At 59.6% G+C, this 15350-nt stretch carries 13 protein-coding genes; 6 read left to right on the plus strand and 7 right to left on the minus strand.

Features of this window, described 5'->3' with window-relative positions; genetic code table 11:
* Positions 1 to 338 precede the first annotated feature (338 nt).
* The 5 genes from H7U20_RS22785 (at position 339) to H7U20_RS30980 (ending at position 5489) form a co-directional block, all read left to right on the plus strand.
* Positions 339 to 2189: a DUF6531 domain-containing protein gene (locus H7U20_RS22785; protein WP_199761420.1), complete on the plus strand. Its 1851-nt coding sequence runs from the start codon at positions 339 to 341 to the stop codon at positions 2187 to 2189.
* Positions 2186 to 4462 (plus strand): RHS repeat domain-containing protein, encoded by a 2277-nt coding sequence (locus tag H7U20_RS22790; protein WP_199761421.1) that lies wholly within the window; start codon positions 2186 to 2188, stop codon positions 4460 to 4462. The genes H7U20_RS22785 and H7U20_RS22790 overlap by 4 nt, the downstream gene beginning before the upstream one ends.
* A complete protein-coding gene (locus H7U20_RS22795) occupies positions 4459 to 4968 on the plus strand; it encodes a hypothetical protein (RefSeq protein WP_199761608.1) in 510 nt (169 codons plus the stop codon). The genes H7U20_RS22790 and H7U20_RS22795 overlap by 4 nt, the downstream gene beginning before the upstream one ends.
* 46 nt (positions 4969 to 5014) lie before the next feature.
* Positions 5015 to 5200, plus strand: a complete 186-nt coding sequence (locus H7U20_RS22800) for an RHS repeat-associated core domain-containing protein (protein ID WP_370593235.1) — start codon at positions 5015 to 5017, stop codon at positions 5198 to 5200.
* Positions 5201 to 5345: 145 nt separating this feature from the next.
* Positions 5346 to 5489, plus strand: coding sequence for an IS4/Tn5 family transposase DNA-binding protein (locus H7U20_RS30980; protein ID WP_199761423.1), 144 nt, complete (start codon positions 5346 to 5348; stop codon positions 5487 to 5489).
* 774 nt (positions 5490 to 6263) lie between these two features.
* On the opposite strand, the gene phoR is transcribed toward H7U20_RS30980, so the two are convergent.
* The 7 genes from phoR to pstS form a co-directional block, all read right to left on the minus strand.
* Complete coding sequence (gene phoR, locus H7U20_RS22810; RefSeq protein ID WP_199761424.1) at positions 6264 to 7577, minus strand: phosphate regulon sensor histidine kinase PhoR; 1314 nt, start codon at positions 7575 to 7577, stop codon at positions 6264 to 6266.
* 54 nt (positions 7578 to 7631) lie between these two features.
* Complete coding sequence (locus H7U20_RS22815) at positions 7632 to 8321, minus strand: response regulator (protein ID WP_199761425.1); 690 nt, start codon at positions 8319 to 8321, stop codon at positions 7632 to 7634.
* Positions 8322 to 8326: 5 nt separating this feature from the next.
* Positions 8327 to 9031: a phosphate signaling complex protein PhoU gene (gene phoU / locus H7U20_RS22820; protein ID WP_199761426.1), complete on the minus strand. Its 705-nt coding sequence runs from the start codon at positions 9029 to 9031 to the stop codon at positions 8327 to 8329.
* A gap of 43 nt (positions 9032 to 9074) precedes the next feature.
* Positions 9075 to 9875 (minus strand): phosphate ABC transporter ATP-binding protein PstB, encoded by an 801-nt coding sequence (pstB, locus tag H7U20_RS22825; RefSeq protein WP_199761427.1) that lies wholly within the window; start codon positions 9873 to 9875, stop codon positions 9075 to 9077.
* Positions 9876 to 9909: 34 nt separating this feature from the next.
* Positions 9910 to 10809: a phosphate ABC transporter permease PstA gene (pstA, locus tag H7U20_RS22830; RefSeq protein ID WP_199761428.1), complete on the minus strand. Its 900-nt coding sequence runs from the start codon at positions 10807 to 10809 to the stop codon at positions 9910 to 9912.
* The gene (gene pstC / locus H7U20_RS22835) at positions 10809 to 11777 is read right to left on the minus strand and encodes a phosphate ABC transporter permease subunit PstC (RefSeq protein WP_370593236.1); all 969 of its coding nucleotides are present in this window, start codon (positions 11775 to 11777) and stop codon (positions 10809 to 10811) included. The genes pstA and pstC overlap by 1 nt, the downstream gene beginning before the upstream one ends.
* Before the next feature lie 150 nt (positions 11778 to 11927).
* The gene (gene pstS / locus H7U20_RS22840) at positions 11928 to 12971 is read right to left on the minus strand and encodes a phosphate ABC transporter substrate-binding protein PstS (RefSeq protein ID WP_199761430.1); all 1044 of its coding nucleotides are present in this window, start codon (positions 12969 to 12971) and stop codon (positions 11928 to 11930) included.
* 272 nt (positions 12972 to 13243) lie between these two features.
* On the opposite strand from pstS, the gene ppk1 reads away from it, so the two are divergent.
* The gene (gene ppk1 / locus H7U20_RS22845) at positions 13244 to 15340 is read left to right on the plus strand and encodes a polyphosphate kinase 1 (RefSeq protein WP_199761431.1); all 2097 of its coding nucleotides are present in this window, start codon (positions 13244 to 13246) and stop codon (positions 15338 to 15340) included.
* Positions 15341 to 15350: the final 10 nt, after the last annotated feature.

Below are 15350 nucleotides of genomic sequence, written 5' to 3' on the forward strand. Positions count from 1 at the left end.
TTTTTTACGCGAAAATTCTTGCGATTGGAATTATTCCCATATTGGGGTCATGATAGATTTCTTAGGAAATAGTTGTTATGTATACTTATTCTCAAGCTTGCTCCATCTCGGCATCATTATCAATCAAATCAATTTGGTTCCGATTCCGAAAAATGGCCTCCCGTAGTCCTCTATTGTTGGCGGCTTGGCTCACGTGCACCACCGCAGTCGCTGAATCGGGTGACGAAGTGTGTTTTCCTCTCTATCAAGAATCAAGAGCCGTTCCAGGAACCGAGACGTGTCCATATATTGCAGTCGGCGCCAGTGTAAGTCTTAACACATATTACTGCACATCTAAATTGGATCGAATTTATCGGTATTGCGGAATTATTCCTAAAGACATTAATTCTTGCCAAAGAACGATAGGCAATCCAATTGACAGCGGCACTGGGAACAAATCACTCATCGAACGGGACTATGAAGGCACGGGCGGCTTTCCCTTGTCCTTTGTCCGATACTACAATAGCTCGCCTGCGGCGGCCGCCAATGGTTCCTTGGGAATGCTCTGGCGGTCCAATTTTGATCGCCGGATCGTTCCCATCGATGCGACCACGGTTGCGCTATACCGGCATGACGGGCGTATTCTCTTCTATCGTTTGTCAGCGGGGAATTGGCGTCCCGACGCTGATATGCTTGATGTGCTTACCCGTCGGCTTGACGCCGTCGGCGGCTTGCTGGGATGGCAGGTACTTCAGGCTGCGGACGACTCGACAGAGACCTATGACGCGGCTGGCCAGCTTGTTCAGATCAAGGCACGTAGCGGCGTCACCCAGACGCTGTCCTACAGCACTGCCGCAACGGACATTGCCGTTGCACCCGCACCGAATTTATTGATTCGAGTTGCCGACTCGTTTGGGCGGCAGTTGAATTTCACCTGGAATGCCAGCCGAAGCATGAACTCGATGACATCCCCTGCTGGCGATGCCTATCAATTTGCATACGATGCGGCCAAACGCCTTGTGAGCATCACCTATCCTGAGACCACCTCGCAGAAGCCGGTTCGAAGCTATCTCTACGGCGAGCCTAATTTCACCTCCGGTGCTGCTTTGCCAAATGCGCTGACTGGCGTGCTGGATGAAAAAGAGGGACGCTACGCGAGCTATGCCTACGATGCGACGGGCCGTGGCATCGGCACAGAGCACGCCGGGGGTGCCGATCGATTCCAATTGACCTATTCCGCAGGGAAAACCTCGGTCGTCGACGCGCTAAACACGGCGCGCGATTACGAATTCACTACCGTGCTTGGCGCCTTGAAGGTGAGCGAGATCAGCCAGCCGGCCGGGTCCGGCTGTGCGGCGGCATCCCATTTAATGAGCTATGACAGCAACGGCAACATCGCTACCTCCACTGATTTTTCCGGCAATAAAACAATCTTCACATACGATCTGGTACGCAACCTGGAACTAAGCAGGTTGGAGGCTTCCGGCACCGCCCTTGCACGTTTGACCAGCACGCGCTGGCATGGAACGTTCCGGCTTCCTATGAAAATTGCTGAACCGTTGCGTCTGACGTCATTCACCTACGACGTCAATGGCAACCGCCTGACAAAAACGGAACAGGCCACAAGTGACCAATCGGGAACGCAAGCATTTGCCGCCACGGCTGTCGGCCCAGCCCGCAATTTGACCTATACCTATAACGCTCTCGGCCAAATGCTGAGCAGTACCGATCCGCGCGGTCAGACTACCCAGCTTTCCTATGACGAACATGGCAATTTGATCCAGTCGGTGAATGCCGTCGGCCACATCACGCGGATGTCGGCGCACGACCAAAATGGACGAGCCGGCCGCATCGTTGATGCCGCCGGAGCCGTCACCGACCTCGCCTACAACGCGCGTGGCTGGTTGATATCGCGCCAAGCTATAGCCGCCCCGTTTACCGAAACCACTCGCTACGCCTACGATCCTGCGGGGCAATTGATTCAAGTAACGATGCCGGATAACTCCCATCTCTTCTATGCCTATGACCCTGCCCACCGGCTTACGGAACTGACCGACGACGCCGGAAACAAGATCGAGTATCTGCTTGACGGCATGGGTAATCGAACCGTCGAGCAGACGAAGGATGCGAGCGGTGTTCTAGTGCGCAAGGTCACACGTGTCTTTGACGCGTTGAACCGTCTGCAACAAGTTACGGGAGTTCAGCCATGAGCGGCCACACTTTTTGGCATGGCGCGTCCCGCCTTGCCTTCGTCCTGCTTGCCCAGCGTGGCGCTGCTCACGCGGAGCAACAAGTTGTCAGTAGCTACCAATACGACGCAAATGGCAATTTGACAAAGACCAGCTCGGCGCTTGGTCAGGTCAAGGAATCGACATACGACGCGCTCGGCCGTCAGACTCGGATTCTGCTGCCGATGCCTGCCGCCGGCGTTGCCCAGCCAGCGATCACCTATGGTTATGACGGGCGAGATCAGTTGTTGACTGTGATTGATCCGCGCAATTTGCGAACCGCCTATACAAACGATGGCTTGGGCAATCAAAGCGTATTGATCAGTCCCGACAGTGGCCGGACGAGCAGGACGTTTGACCTCGCGGGAAATGTCGCCACCGTCACCGACGCGCGCGGAGTGACCACGACCTACACTTACGATGCAATCAATCGCGTCACGCAAATTGCCTATCCCAGCGATCCGGCCGTCAGCTTCAGCTACGACGGCGTTGTTAAAGCATCGCCGTCCACCGGCCATCTCAGTACCATGACGGACGGGGTGGGTAGAAGTTTCTATTCGTATACGGGCCTTGGGCGCGTGAATCGAAAACATCAAAGCATAGCCCCGTCCGGCTTGACTTTGGGGATGATGTACCAATACGGCACGAGCGGTGGCGCGACCGGGAAAACAACCCAAGTCACCTACCCCAGCGGGAATATGGTTCTGTATGACTACGACGCGCTGGGGCAAGTGACGGGCATCACGCTTGCGGTGAATAATCGCGTCGACCTCAATCCAGTCAGCACGCCGTTGTTGAGTCAAATCGAGTACGCGCCCTTTGGTGCCGCTGTCTCTTGGAACTGGGGCGGAGGTGTGGTCAAACCATACCAGCGTGCATTCGATTTGGACGGACGGCTAAGTAGTTTGTCGTTGGGTGGCATTGCCAGTGCCGGGGCGGCAGCCGATCCCGGTTTGACCCGTTCCTTGTCCTACGACGACGCAGGCCGGCTGGCGCGCATTTTCCACCACGGCGGCGCCGGCGCCTCACCCTTTGACCAGACGTACTCCTATGACGGCTTGGATCGCCTAACGGGCTTCCTCGCCACCGGCACAAGCCAGGCATTTGCATACGACGCGAGCGGAAACCGCATCCGCGCCACCTTCGGGGCGGCGAGCTACACGAACACTGTAGATCCTGGCAGCAACCGTTTGAGCGCCGCCGCCGGCCCCTCTCCCGCAAAAGTCTACGGCTATAACGCCGCAGGCAATATGACCAGCGATGGCACGACGCAGTTTGCCTACAACGACGCGGGCCGGATGCGCAGCGCGACCAATGGCAGTGGCACGACCAGCTATCTCTACAACGGCATGGGGCAGCGCGTGAGCAAGACCGGGGCCTTGGTGTCCACCGGCGTGAACTACTACGCGTATGACGAGGATGGCCATTTGATCGGCGAATATGGCGCGGGGGGCGTGCTGATACAGGAGACGATCTATCTTGGCGACCAGCCGGTTGCGACGCTGCGGCCAAGCGCGTCCGGCGAGGTCGGCGTGTATTACATCTACACAGACCAGATCAATACGCCGCGAGTGATAGCCCGCGCGGTGGACGGCAAGATTGTCTGGCGCTGGGAAAGCGCGGACCCGTTCGGCTTGCAGCAGCCGAATGAAAACCCTTCCGGACAGGGTTTCTTTACCTATAACCTGCGCTTCCCCGGGCAGCTGTATGACAAAGAAACAAATCTTCATTACAACTACTTCAGGGATTACGATCCGCAGACGGGGCGGTATATGCAATCTGATCCGATTGGATTAAAGGGCGGCATCAACACATACACTTATGCCGATGCGGCACCTATTGTAAAGTCAGATCCAATGGGTTTAGCTACATATATGTGCACCCAGCCGTTACATGCACTAGGTGCTCTGGGGCGGTTTGCCTATTCGCCAGATTCAAATCCACTGTTTCACCAGTTCATCGGGATCATTCGTCCAGATGGTTCAATTATCACCGGCGGACAGGACCGCACAGGTGGACCATGGAGCCCAGGAACACCGAGTAAGGGGGACGGTACGGCGGAGTCTGGTGCCGAATGCAAGAAAGCGGAAGATGATAATGAATGCATCGAAAAATGCTTAATGGGAAAGTTCGCTTCCTCACGACCGCTATATGCGTTGATGTTAAGCGGCCTAACTAATAATGGACAGAACTGCCAAGATTGGGCAAAGGACACTCTTGCGCAGTGTCAAAGTACCTGCAAGGCCCATAAATGACTACGCTAATCCACCGAGTACGGGGCGGTGACTATGGTGTATTAGCCCTTTATTTGCTAATTCTATTTGCAGCACTGATGTTTGACTTGATTGGTGATCGATCATTTGGCGCATTTATGCTATCTATACTTCCAATTTCCGTTATTTCGCTGATATGTATTCTAGTTGGACCATTTCTAGCAAAGGAAAATCGACATATCGCGCTAAAGAACTGGCTAGTTGGCACGACACTTGTGCTCGGGGTAGCTCTAATTTTTTCAAGTCTTGGAGAAGAGCAGGCCAAGGCGGGCGAGTTGATATTTACTTACGCCGCCATTATTATGGTTTTTCCTTCGTCATTGAGTTTCCCTGTGGTGCTGAACTGGGCCGAACCTTATATGAAGAACAGTGTGATGATGCGATTGGCGTGTGCGTGGGCATTCTGTCTGATTGCTGGAGCGGTGCAGTGGTGGTTACTTGGGCGACTGCGTGATATTGTTAGCCAACGTCGCGCACGGGTTCGGTAGACATTACAACTACTATAAGGATTATGATCCGCAGACGGGCAGATACGTGCAGAGTGATCCGATCGGGCTCGGCGGAGGCGCCAACACCTACGGCTACGTCGGCGGCAACCCGATAAGTCAATTTGATCCCAATGGGTTAGATTGTGTTGCCTCTGGTGACACAGCAAGGTGCAATGTTCCTGGCGGTCCGCGCATCAGCTTCCCCCGTCCTGCCGGATGGCCTGATCCATAGGTTTATACACATCTCGACAGCTGGCGAATCTTGCCTGACCGACAATGGAGCGGGCGATAAGTCCGTCTACATTCAAGCACTTACGAAAGTAGTTGTAAACGGTTGAATTTTCAGGTTTACTCTTGGTTTTTTGGCTGGCGCAATAATGACCGAATCGACGCACTGGACGGACGTGGAGTTTGCTGACATGGACCTCGGGGACAGCCGCCTTGACAGTCGCGCCAGGAAGATCATGGCGCGTTTTTCCGACAAACCGTCGGCCAGCATCCCCAAGTCGTGCAATGGCTGACTGCTTTGAAAAATGTTTGATGGATGAATGGATGAATGGAGCAAGCCACGCCCCAAGTATGGCATACCCATCGGTACTGACTGCCAAGAGTACGATGATGCTGCAAATAGCCTCTGCAAGAAGCAGTGCAAAATCAAGTAAGGAACATGCCAATGGTCATGAAAATTCTTAAAATTACATGGATTAGTACGGCCCTCTTCATCCTCTATGTAACACTTGAATATTTTTACAAAATACGTGACAACGGTATTTTTGATGTTCTAACGTGGCTTATGAGTATAATCTCTTTCCCTGCGGGACTCCTGGTTTCATTTGTGCTCTGGGCGTTAGATGAAGGCTTCTCAGTTACCTACAAGATCTCGTATGTTTCTCTAGTTCTCGTATGGGTAGCATATTTCATGCTAGGTTACCTACAGTGGCATATGTTCATCCCGTATGTGATAAAAAAATTACGAAGACATGGCAAACCATGTTGACGATTTATTACAGTGATTCAGCTTTCGAGAAGTTGGCGCTCCAGGCTGTTCAATCGAAAGAGGAATTTTCGATAAGGGATTGCCGAAGACCCGGAAGGTCTACTGGCCGAGTGGCGAAAAGTATTTCGACGAATAAGCTATTTGATTTGGGAAAATCGGGGACGTAGCACGGTTCCCGCATGCGGCCACGGCCGACAAAAAAGCCAACCCGCTGGGCGTCCCGACGAGGAGGCTAATGGTTTGTTCAGCCCCCTTCGCTTGCGGGGCTCGGCTAACATTGAGCCGCCAGGGCGACAATCTAATTCAGCAGCAACTCGGGTTGGCGCGGCGCGATGGCCGCCTTCGGCATGCAGACGATGAAGCTGCTGCCCTTGCCGGCCTCCGACTTGATCTGCAAGGTGCCGCCGTGGCGCAGCAGCACGTGCTTGACGATCGCCAGGCCCAGGCCGGTGCCCTGGGTCTCGCGCGAACGGCTCTTGTCGACCCGGTAGAAACGCTCGGTCAGCCGCGAGATGTGCTCGGGACTGATGCCGATGCCGGTGTCGACCACGCTGAACCTGGCCCCGGCCGGCCCCTCTTTCCACTCGAGGTGGATGGTGCCGCCGGCCGGCGTGTAGCGCACCGCGTTCGAGGCCAGGTTGCCGAAGGCGCTGTACAGCTCGTCGTAACTGCCCAGGATGTCGGGGCCGTCGACGTCCATGCCGATCTCGTGCTTGCCGGCCGACAGGGCGCGGGCGTCGCGCTGGATCTGGCCCATCAGCTTGAGCACGTCGACCCGTTCGGGCCGCATCGGATAATCGACCGACTCCAGCCGCGACAGGGTCAGCATGTCCTCGATCAGGTGCTGCATGCGGTGGCCCTGCTCCGTCATCAACTTCAGGTGGGCCATGCGGGTGGCCTGGTCGAGCTGCTCGGAGGCGGCGATCTCGAGGAAGCCGACGATCACCGTCAACGGCGTGCGCAGCTCGTGCGAGGCGTTGGCGATGAAGTCGCGGCGCATCATCTCGGTGCGCTCGGTCTCGGTGGCGTCGTGGGTCACCAGGATCTGCCGCCGGTTCTCGAAGGGAATGATGTGGACGATCAGCTTGCGCTCGCGGAAGCTCAAGGTCAGCGGCTGCTCGTAGCGGCCGAGGATGATGTAGTCCATGAAATCCGGGCTGCGCACCAGGTTGGTCACGCGCATGCCCTTGTCGCGCTCGTGGGTCAGGCCCAGGTGTTGCTCGGCGGCCGGATTGCACCATTCGAGGAACAGCACGTCGTCCATGATGACCACGCCGTCGGGCAGCAGGTGCATGGCCTGGCGGAAACGGGCCAGCCACTCGGTCAGCTCGGCCTGGTTCTTCTCGTCGTCGCGGCGCAGGCGGTACAGGCGCGAGAAGATGTTGGTCCAGGCGCCCCAGCCGTCGGGCAGCTTGGCGCTGTGCGGATGGTCGAGCCAGTCGCTGAGCTGGTACAGATAGCCGAGCTGGACGAACACCAGCAGGGCCATGGCGATGCAGGCGACGATCAGCGCCGGCATGGCGCCGAAGAGGAAACCGAGCACGCCCACGCCGGCCAGGATGATGCCCATGCGTAGCGCGGCGGGCACCCAGAACAGCAGTTTAGGATTCATAATTGAAAGTGGCGCAAGAATTGTGGCGGTGATGGTCGAAGCAGTGATTGTCGCTTATTTTTCCGACAACATGTAGCCGACGCTGCGCACGGTCTTGATCAGGTGCTCGGCCTCCTTCAGCGCCTTGCGCAGGCGCAGCACGTGGACGTCGACGGTGCGCTCCTCGATCACCACGTGGTCGCCCCACACCTTGTCGAGCAACTGGCTGCGCGAGAACACCCGCTCCGGGTGGGCCAGCAGGAACTTCAGCAGCTTGTACTCGGCGTGGCCGATGTCGATCTTCTGCTGGTCCATCGAGACGGTGCAACTGACCGGATCGAGCATGACGTTGCCGGCGCGCATGGTGGCCTGGGCGTGCTCCGGGCTCTTGCGGCGCAGCAGCGCCTTGGCGCGGGCCAACAACTCGCGCGGCGAGAACGGCTTGGTGACGTAGTCGTCGGCGCCGCTGTTGAGGCCGGCCAGCTTGTCCTCCTCCATGCTCTTGGCGGTCAACATGATGACCGGGATGGTGCCGAACTGGCGGTCGGAGCGGATGCGCGCCAGCAGGCGCAGACCGGTCTGGTCGGGCAGCATCCAGTCGAGCAGGATCAGTTGCGGCGTGCGGGTCTGGATGAACTCCCAGGCCTCGGCCACGCTGGCGACGGCGCAGCAGTTCCAGCCGGCCTCGCGCAGCGAAAAAGTGACCAGTTCGACGATCGCCGGTTCGTCTTCAACTATTAATACCGTGGTTTTATCAGATGCCATAACTCTTATTTCGAAAGCTCGTCCGGCAGGAGCGCGGTCTTGCTGTGGCGGATGTCCTTGCCCTCGACCACATAGATCACGTACTCGGCGATGTTCTTGGCGTGGTCGCCGATGCGCTCGATCGCCTTGGCCACCCACAAGGTGTCCAGCGCGGCCGAGATTGTACGCGGATCTTCCATCATGAAGGTGATCAGATTGCGCATGATGGAACGGAACTCGTGGTCGATCACGGCGTCCTGGGCGATCAACTGCAGCGCCTGGCTGCCGTCGTTGCGGGCGAAGGCGTCGAGGGCGTCGTGCAGCATGTCGCTGGCGCTGTTGGCGATGCCGCGCACCATCTCGTAATGGTTGACGGTGACCGTGCCGCGGCCGTGCAGGCTCTTGGCGACGCGGGCGATCTTGGTGGCCTCGTCGCCGATGCGTTCGAGGTCGGTGATGACCTTGATCGTCGCCATGATGGTGCGCAGGTCGTTGGCGGCCGGCTGGCGGCGCACGATCAGGTGGCTGCAGGCGTCGTCGAGCGACACTTCGAGCTGGTTGACGGTGTCGTCCTCGCGCATGACGCGGTCGGCGCGCTCCGGGTTGCCGATGCGGAAGCAGGTCATGGCGTCGAGGAACTGGGTCTCGACGATGCCGCCCATCAGCAATACCTTGGAGCGGATTGCTTCTAATTCGTTGTCGTACTGCTTGGATGAATGCTCGCCTAACATGCTGTCTCTCCGTTTGATGCGTTCTAGTTTGTTGGGATGGCGATCAGCCGAAACGGCCAGTGATGTAATCCTGGGTTTCCTTGCGCGCCGGATTCATGAAGATCTGGTCGGTCTCGCCGAACTCGACCAGCTCGCCCAGGTACATATAGGCGGTGTAGTCGGAGCAACGGGCGGCCTGCTGCATATTGTGGGTGACGATGGCGATGGTGTAGTCCTGCTTGAGCTCGCTGATCAGCTCTTCCACCTTCGAGGTCGAGATCGGGTCCAGCGCCGAGGTCGGCTCGTCGAGCAGCAGCACGTCCGGCTTGACGGCGACGCCGCGGGCGATGCACAGGCGTTGCTGCTGGCCGCCCGACAGGCTCAGGCCGCTCTTGCTCAACTTGTCCTTGACCTCGCCCCACAGCGCGGCCTTCTTCAGCGCCCATTCGACGCGCTCGTCCATCTCGCCCTTCGACAGGTCCTCGTACAGGCGCACGCCGAAGGCGATGTTGTCGTAGACCGACATCGGGAACGGCGTCGGCTTCTGGAACACCATGCCGACCTTGGCGCGCAGCATGTTGACGTCCTGGCCGGCGTCGAGGATGTTGCGGCCGCGATACACGATCTGGCCCTCGGCGCGCTGGCCGGGATACAGGTCGTACATGCGGTTGAGGGTGCGCAGCAGGGTCGACTTGCCGCAGCCGGAGGGGCCGATGAAGGCCGTCACCTGCTTCTCGTGGATGTCCAGGTTGACGTTGGTCAGGCTCTGGGTTTTGCCGTAGAAGAAGTTCAAACCCGAAATTTCGATGGTCTTGCGCTTGGCGGTCATGGCGGCGGTGTTCTCAGGGGTCAGTTGCGTATTCATTATTGATCGCTTTATCAGAGTCGTTCAGTATCGTTCAATTCGGGATTTTTTGGCTGAACAGGGTGCGCGACAGGATGTTCAGCGCCAGCACGCTAAAGGTCACCAACAGCGCGCCGCCCCAGGCCAGCTCGCGCCAGTTGTCGTAAGGGCTCATGGCGTACTGGTAGATCACCACCGGCAGGTTGGCCAGCGGCCGGTTCATGTCGGCGCTGAAGAACTGGTTGTTCAAGGCGGTGAACAGCAGCGGCGCGGTCTCGCCGGAGATGCGCGCCAGCGCCAGCAGCACGCCGGTCACCACGCCGGCCTTGACGGCGCGCAGGCGCACCAGCAGGGCCACCTTCCAGCGCGGCGCGCCGAGGGCGAAGGCGGCTTCGAGCAGGCTGTTGGGCACCAGGCGCAGCATGTTGTCGGTGGTGCGCACCACCACCGGCACGGCGATCAGGGCCAGCGCCATGGTGCCGGCGTAACCGGAGAAGTGCTTGACGTTGGCGACGTAGATGGCATACACGAACAGGCCGATGACGATCGACGGCGCCGACAGCATGATGTCGGTGACGAAGCGGGTCAGGTGGGCGATCTTGTTCTCCTCGCCGTACTCGGCCAGGTAGATGCCCGACAGGATGCCGATCGGCGTGCTGATCAGGGTGGCCAGGCCGACCAGCATCAGGCTGCCGACGATGGCGTTGAGCAGACCGCCGCCCTCGCTGCCGGGGGCCGGCGTGGTCTGCGTGAACATCGCCACGCTGAGCGCGCCGAAGCCCTTGAACAACAAGGTGGCCAGGATCCACACCAGGAAGATCAGGCCGAGCGACATGGCGGCCACCGACAGCGCGATGCCGACGCGGTGGACGAACAGGCGCTTGCGGTAGACCGGGTTCAACTGCGGGTTGAACTGGACCGATGCGTCGATGGGGGTGACGTTAGCTTGGCTCATTATTTGACGCCTTCCTTGCGGGACATGCCGGCCAGCATGATCTTGGCGGCCGACAAAACGATAAAGGTGATGATGAACAGGATCAGCGCCAGCGCGAACAACGAGGAGACGTGCAGGGTCGACTCGGCCTCGGCGAACTCGTTGGCCAGGGTCGAGGCGATGCTGTTGCCGGCGGCGAACAGCGACCACGACAGCTTGTTGGCGTTGCCGATGACGAAGGTCACCGCCATGGTCTCGCCCAGCGCGCGGCCGAGGCCCAGCATGACGCCGCCGACCACGCCGGTCTTGGTGTACGGCAGCACGATCTTGCGCACCACTTCCCACTTGGTGCAACCGAGGCCGTAGGCCGATTCCTTCAGCACGGCCGGCACGATCTCGAACACGTCGCGCATCACCGAGGAGATGAAGGGGATGATCATCACCGCCAGGATCAGGCCGGCGGTGAGGATGCCGATGCCCATGGTCGGGCCGTTGAACAGCTGGCCGACGACGGGCAGGTGGCCGATGGTGTTCTTCAGCAGCGGCTGGACGTAGTCGGCGAACAAGGGCGCGAAGACGAACAGGCCCCACATGCCGTAGATGATCGACGGCACGCCGGCCAGCAGCTCGACGGCGGTGCCCATCGGGCGGCGCAACCAGGTCGGGCAGATCTCGGTGAGGAACAGGGCGATGCCGAAGCTGACCGGGAAGGCGATCAGCAAGGCGATGCCGGAGGTGGCCAGGGTGCCGACGATGGCGATCAGGGCGCCATACTTGTCGTTGACCGGGTCCCATTCGACGGTGGTGATGAAGGCCGGGCCGAACTCGTGGAAGGCGGGCCAGGCGCCCTTGACCAGCAGCGCGATGATGCCGATCAGCACCAGCAGCACCGACAGCGCGAAGCTCATCGTCACCTTGTGGAAGATGAAGTCCTGGATCCGCTGCTTGCGCATGGTGTTGTGCATGACGGCGTGGTCGGCTTCGCTCATGGTGGACTCGGACAGGGAAAACGGCGGGGAAGTGATGTCTGCGCTCATATTATGTTGTCTCTTGGATGTCAGCTAGCCTGCTCCTCCCGGACGAGAAGAGCAGGCTAACCCCCTCGGCCGGCCCGGGGCCGGCCGAAGGGGAAATCCGGATTAGTAGATGGCCTTGCCCGAAGCGTCTTTCAGGTTGGCTTTCCAGGAGTCCTGCACCAGCTTGACGACGGTGGCCGGCAGCGGCACGTAGTCCAGTTCGACGGCGGAGGCGCCACCGTTTTTGAAGGCCCAGTCGAAGAACTTCAGCACTTCCTTGCCTTTGGCGGCGTCGGCCTGGGCTTTGTGCATCAGGATGAAGGACACGCCGGTGATCGGCCAGGAGTTCTTGCCGGCCTGGTCGGTCAGCACCACGCCGAAGCCCGGGGTCTTGGTCCACTCGGCGCTGGCGGCGGCGGCCTTGAAGAAGTCGTCGTCAGGTTGCAGGAAGTTGCCGTCCTTGTTTTTCAGCTGGGTGTGTTGCATTTTGTTTTTCTTGGCGAAGGCCCACTCGACGTAGCCGATCGAACCCTTGATGCGCTGCACGTTGGCGGCGACGCCTTCGTTGCCCTTGCCGCCCACGCCCACCGCCCACTTGACGGCGGAACCGGCGCCGATCTTGGTTTTGAAGTCGGGGCTGGTTTTCGACAGGTAGTCGGTGAACAGGAAGGAGGTGCCCGAACCGTCGGCGCGGTGCACCACGGTGATTTCGGCGGCCGGCAGCTTGACGCCGGCGTTCAGCGCGGCGATCTCGGGCGCGTTCCACTGGGTGATCTTGCCCAGGTAGATGTCGGCGATGACCGGGCCGGTCAGTTTCAGCTGGCCCGGGGTGATGCCGTCCAGGTTGACCACGGTGACCACGCCGCCCATGATGGCGGGGAACTGCATCAGGCCCTCGGCGTCCAGCTCTTCCGCTTTGAGCGGCATGTCGGAGGCGCCGAAGTCGACGGTTTTGGCTTTGATTTGTTTGATGCCGGCGCCGGAGCCAACGGACTGATAGTTCAGGCCGTTGCCGGTTGCGGCTTTATACGACTCCGCCCATTTGGCGTAGATCGGGTATGGGAAGGTAGCGCCAGCGCCGGTCATGTCGGCTGCGGTGGCGGACGAGAATGCCATCACGGCGGCTGCGCCAACTACCAGGGAAGAGAACAACTGTTTCATACGCATATCAAGTCCTTTTGATTTGATTATCCGGGGTTGGGATGCTGCGCAGTCTACCGGCCAAATATGACAGGTTTATGACATCGTCGAGATTTGTCGAAAACAGCGTTTTAGCCCGTTTCCCATTCTACGCTTGTCATAATTGCCCCCTCGTTTCGGGCATTTATGACAGACTATGTCACGAACTTGTCATATTTGACATCTACACTACGACACTATCAATATGTCTTGTGTATTCAGGCTAGAATTAGCTATCCGTTAAAGTGATTAAATACACCATGAAGCCTGATCTGCGTGTGGACGTGACCAAAAACAGCATCTTTCTCGACCGGGAACTGTCCCAACTAATGTTCAACCGGCGCGTGCTCGCGCAGGCCGAGGACAAAGCCCTGCCCCTGCTCGAACGTCTACGCTACCTATGCATCGCCAGCAGCAACCTCGACGAATTCTTCGAAGTGCGCGTGGCCAGCCTGTTGGCCGCCGCCAGCGTCGACGGCGCCTTGTCCGAGCACCCGGCCCTGGTGGCCACGCTGAGCCGCATCAGCAACGAGTGCCACGACCTGGTGGCGCATCAATACGAAATCCTCAACCAGGAAGTGCTGCCCCAATTGCAGGCCAAGGGCGTCCATCTGGTGCGCCACAACGAACGCAACGACGCCCAGCGCGCCTGGGTCAAGGAATACTTCGAGCGCGAGGTGCGCCCGCTGCTGACGCCGATCGGCCTCGACCCGGCCCACCCCTTCCCGCAGGTCGTCAACAAGAGTCTGAACTTCATCGTCGCCCTGTCCGGCAAGGACGCCTTCGGCCGCGGCACGGCGATCGCCATCGTCAAGGCGCCGCGCGTGCTGCCGCGGGTGATCCGCCTGCCCGACCACTTGTCGAAGAGCGGCGGCGTCTCGTTCTGCCTGCTGTCGTCGATCATCCACGCGCATATATCCGACCTGTTCGCCGGCCGCGAGGTGCTGGCCTACTCGCAGTTCCGCGTCACCCGCGACAGCGACCTGTGGGTCGACGAGGACGAGGTCAAAAACCTGCGCCAGGCCCTCAAAGGCGAGCTGCAGGGCCGCCAGTTCGGCACCTCGGTGCGGCTGGAGGTGGCCAAGAACTGCCCGCCGGAGCTGTCGCAGTTCCTGCTCGACCAGTTCGGCCTCGACCAGAGCCGGCTGTACGCCGTCAACGGCCCGGTCAACCTGGTGCGCCTGACCGAGCTGATCGACCATGTCAACCAGCCCAGCCTGCGCTTCGAACCCTTCTTCCCCGGCTTCGCGCCGAAGAACCCGGGCCAGGACATCTTCGGCGCGCTGAAGAAGCAGGATATCTTGCTGCACCACCCCTACCAGTCGTTCCAGACGGTGATCGACTTCATCCGCAGCGCCGCGCACGACCCGGCGGTGGTGGCGATCAAGCAGACCATCTACCGCACCGGCATGAACTCGGACCTGATGGACTCGCTGATCACGGCGGCGCGCCAGGGCAAGGAGGTCACCGTCATCGTCGAGCTGAAGGCGCGCTTCGACGAAGAGGCCAACATCAACTGGGCCGACCGGCTGGAACAGGCCGGCGCCCAGGTGGTGTATGGCGTGGTCGGCCTGAAGACCCACGCCAAGCTGGCCCTGGTGATCCGCCGCGAGGAAGGCGAGCTGCGCTTCTACGCCCACCTCGGCACCGGCAACTACCACCCGACCACCACCAAGCTGTACACCGACTTCGGCCTGCTGACCTGCCACCCCGGCCTGGCGATCGAGGTCAACGAGGTGTTCATCCACCTGACCAGCCTGACCAAGCCGCACAAGTTGGAACACCTGTGGCTGGCGCCGTTCGCGCTGCAGAACGAGATCATCAAGGCGATCCGCAACGAGGCGCGCATCGCCCGCGCCGGCCGGCCCGGACGGATTATTGTTAAAATAAATGCACTGGTCGACGAGTCGGTGATCCGCGCGCTGTACGCGGCGTCGAAGGACGGCGTCAAGATCGACCTGATCGTGCGCGGCGCCTGCACCCTGCGCCCCGGCGTGCCCGGCCTGTCGGACAACATCCGGGTGCGCTCGATCATCGGCCGCTTCCTCGAACACAGCCGGATTTATTATTTCCGCAACGATTTGGCGCACGACGTCATGCTGGCCAGCGCCGACTGGATGAGCCGCAACCTGTTCCGCCGCATCGAGGTGGCCTTCCCGGTGCTGGACCGCACGCTGAAACGGCGCGTCATCGCCGAGGGCCTGAACCCTTATTTGAAGGACAACAACAACTCCTGGGAGCTGGAAGCGGACGGCCAATACCAGCGGCGCAAGCCGCGCGCCAAGCAGGCCGCCTTCAGCGCCCAGCACTACCTGATGCAAGCGCTGGGCACGCCCAGCAACGAGAGCGGCGACTGAGAGTGCGCCA

Origin of the sequence: Rugamonas violacea (assembly GCF_016461825.1) — a bacterium.
Classification (GTDB): domain Bacteria; phylum Pseudomonadota; class Gammaproteobacteria; order Burkholderiales; family Burkholderiaceae_D; genus Rugamonas.

Bases quoted from the DNA above. Each gene is read 5' to 3' on its own strand.
- H7U20_RS22790 (WP_199761421.1), top strand. From the start codon at position 2,186: ATGAGCGGCCACACTTTTTGGCATGGCGCGTCCCGCCTTGCCTTCGTC.
- H7U20_RS22795 (WP_199761608.1), top strand. From the start codon at position 4,459: ATGACTACGCTAATCCACCGAGTACGGGGCGGTGACTATGGTGTATTA.
- H7U20_RS30980 (WP_199761423.1), top strand. From the start codon at position 5,346: ATGACCGAATCGACGCACTGGACGGACGTGGAGTTTGCTGACATGGAC.
- phoR (WP_199761424.1), bottom strand. From the start codon at position 7,577: ATGAATCCTAAACTGCTGTTCTGGGTGCCCGCCGCGCTACGCATGGGC.
- H7U20_RS22815 (WP_199761425.1), bottom strand. From the start codon at position 8,321: ATGGCATCTGATAAAACCACGGTATTAATAGTTGAAGACGAACCGGCG.
- phoU (WP_199761426.1), bottom strand. From the start codon at position 9,031: ATGTTAGGCGAGCATTCATCCAAGCAGTACGACAACGAATTAGAAGCA.
- pstB (WP_199761427.1), bottom strand. From the start codon at position 9,875: ATGAATACGCAACTGACCCCTGAGAACACCGCCGCCATGACCGCCAAG.
- pstA (WP_199761428.1), bottom strand. From the start codon at position 10,809: ATGAGCCAAGCTAACGTCACCCCCATCGACGCATCGGTCCAGTTCAAC.
- pstC (WP_370593236.1), bottom strand. From the start codon at position 11,777: ATGAGCGAAGCCGACCACGCCGTCATGCACAACACCATGCGCAAGCAG.
- pstS (WP_199761430.1), bottom strand. From the start codon at position 12,971: ATGCGTATGAAACAGTTGTTCTCTTCCCTGGTAGTTGGCGCAGCCGCC.
- ppk1 (WP_199761431.1), top strand. From the start codon at position 13,244: ATGAAGCCTGATCTGCGTGTGGACGTGACCAAAAACAGCATCTTTCTC.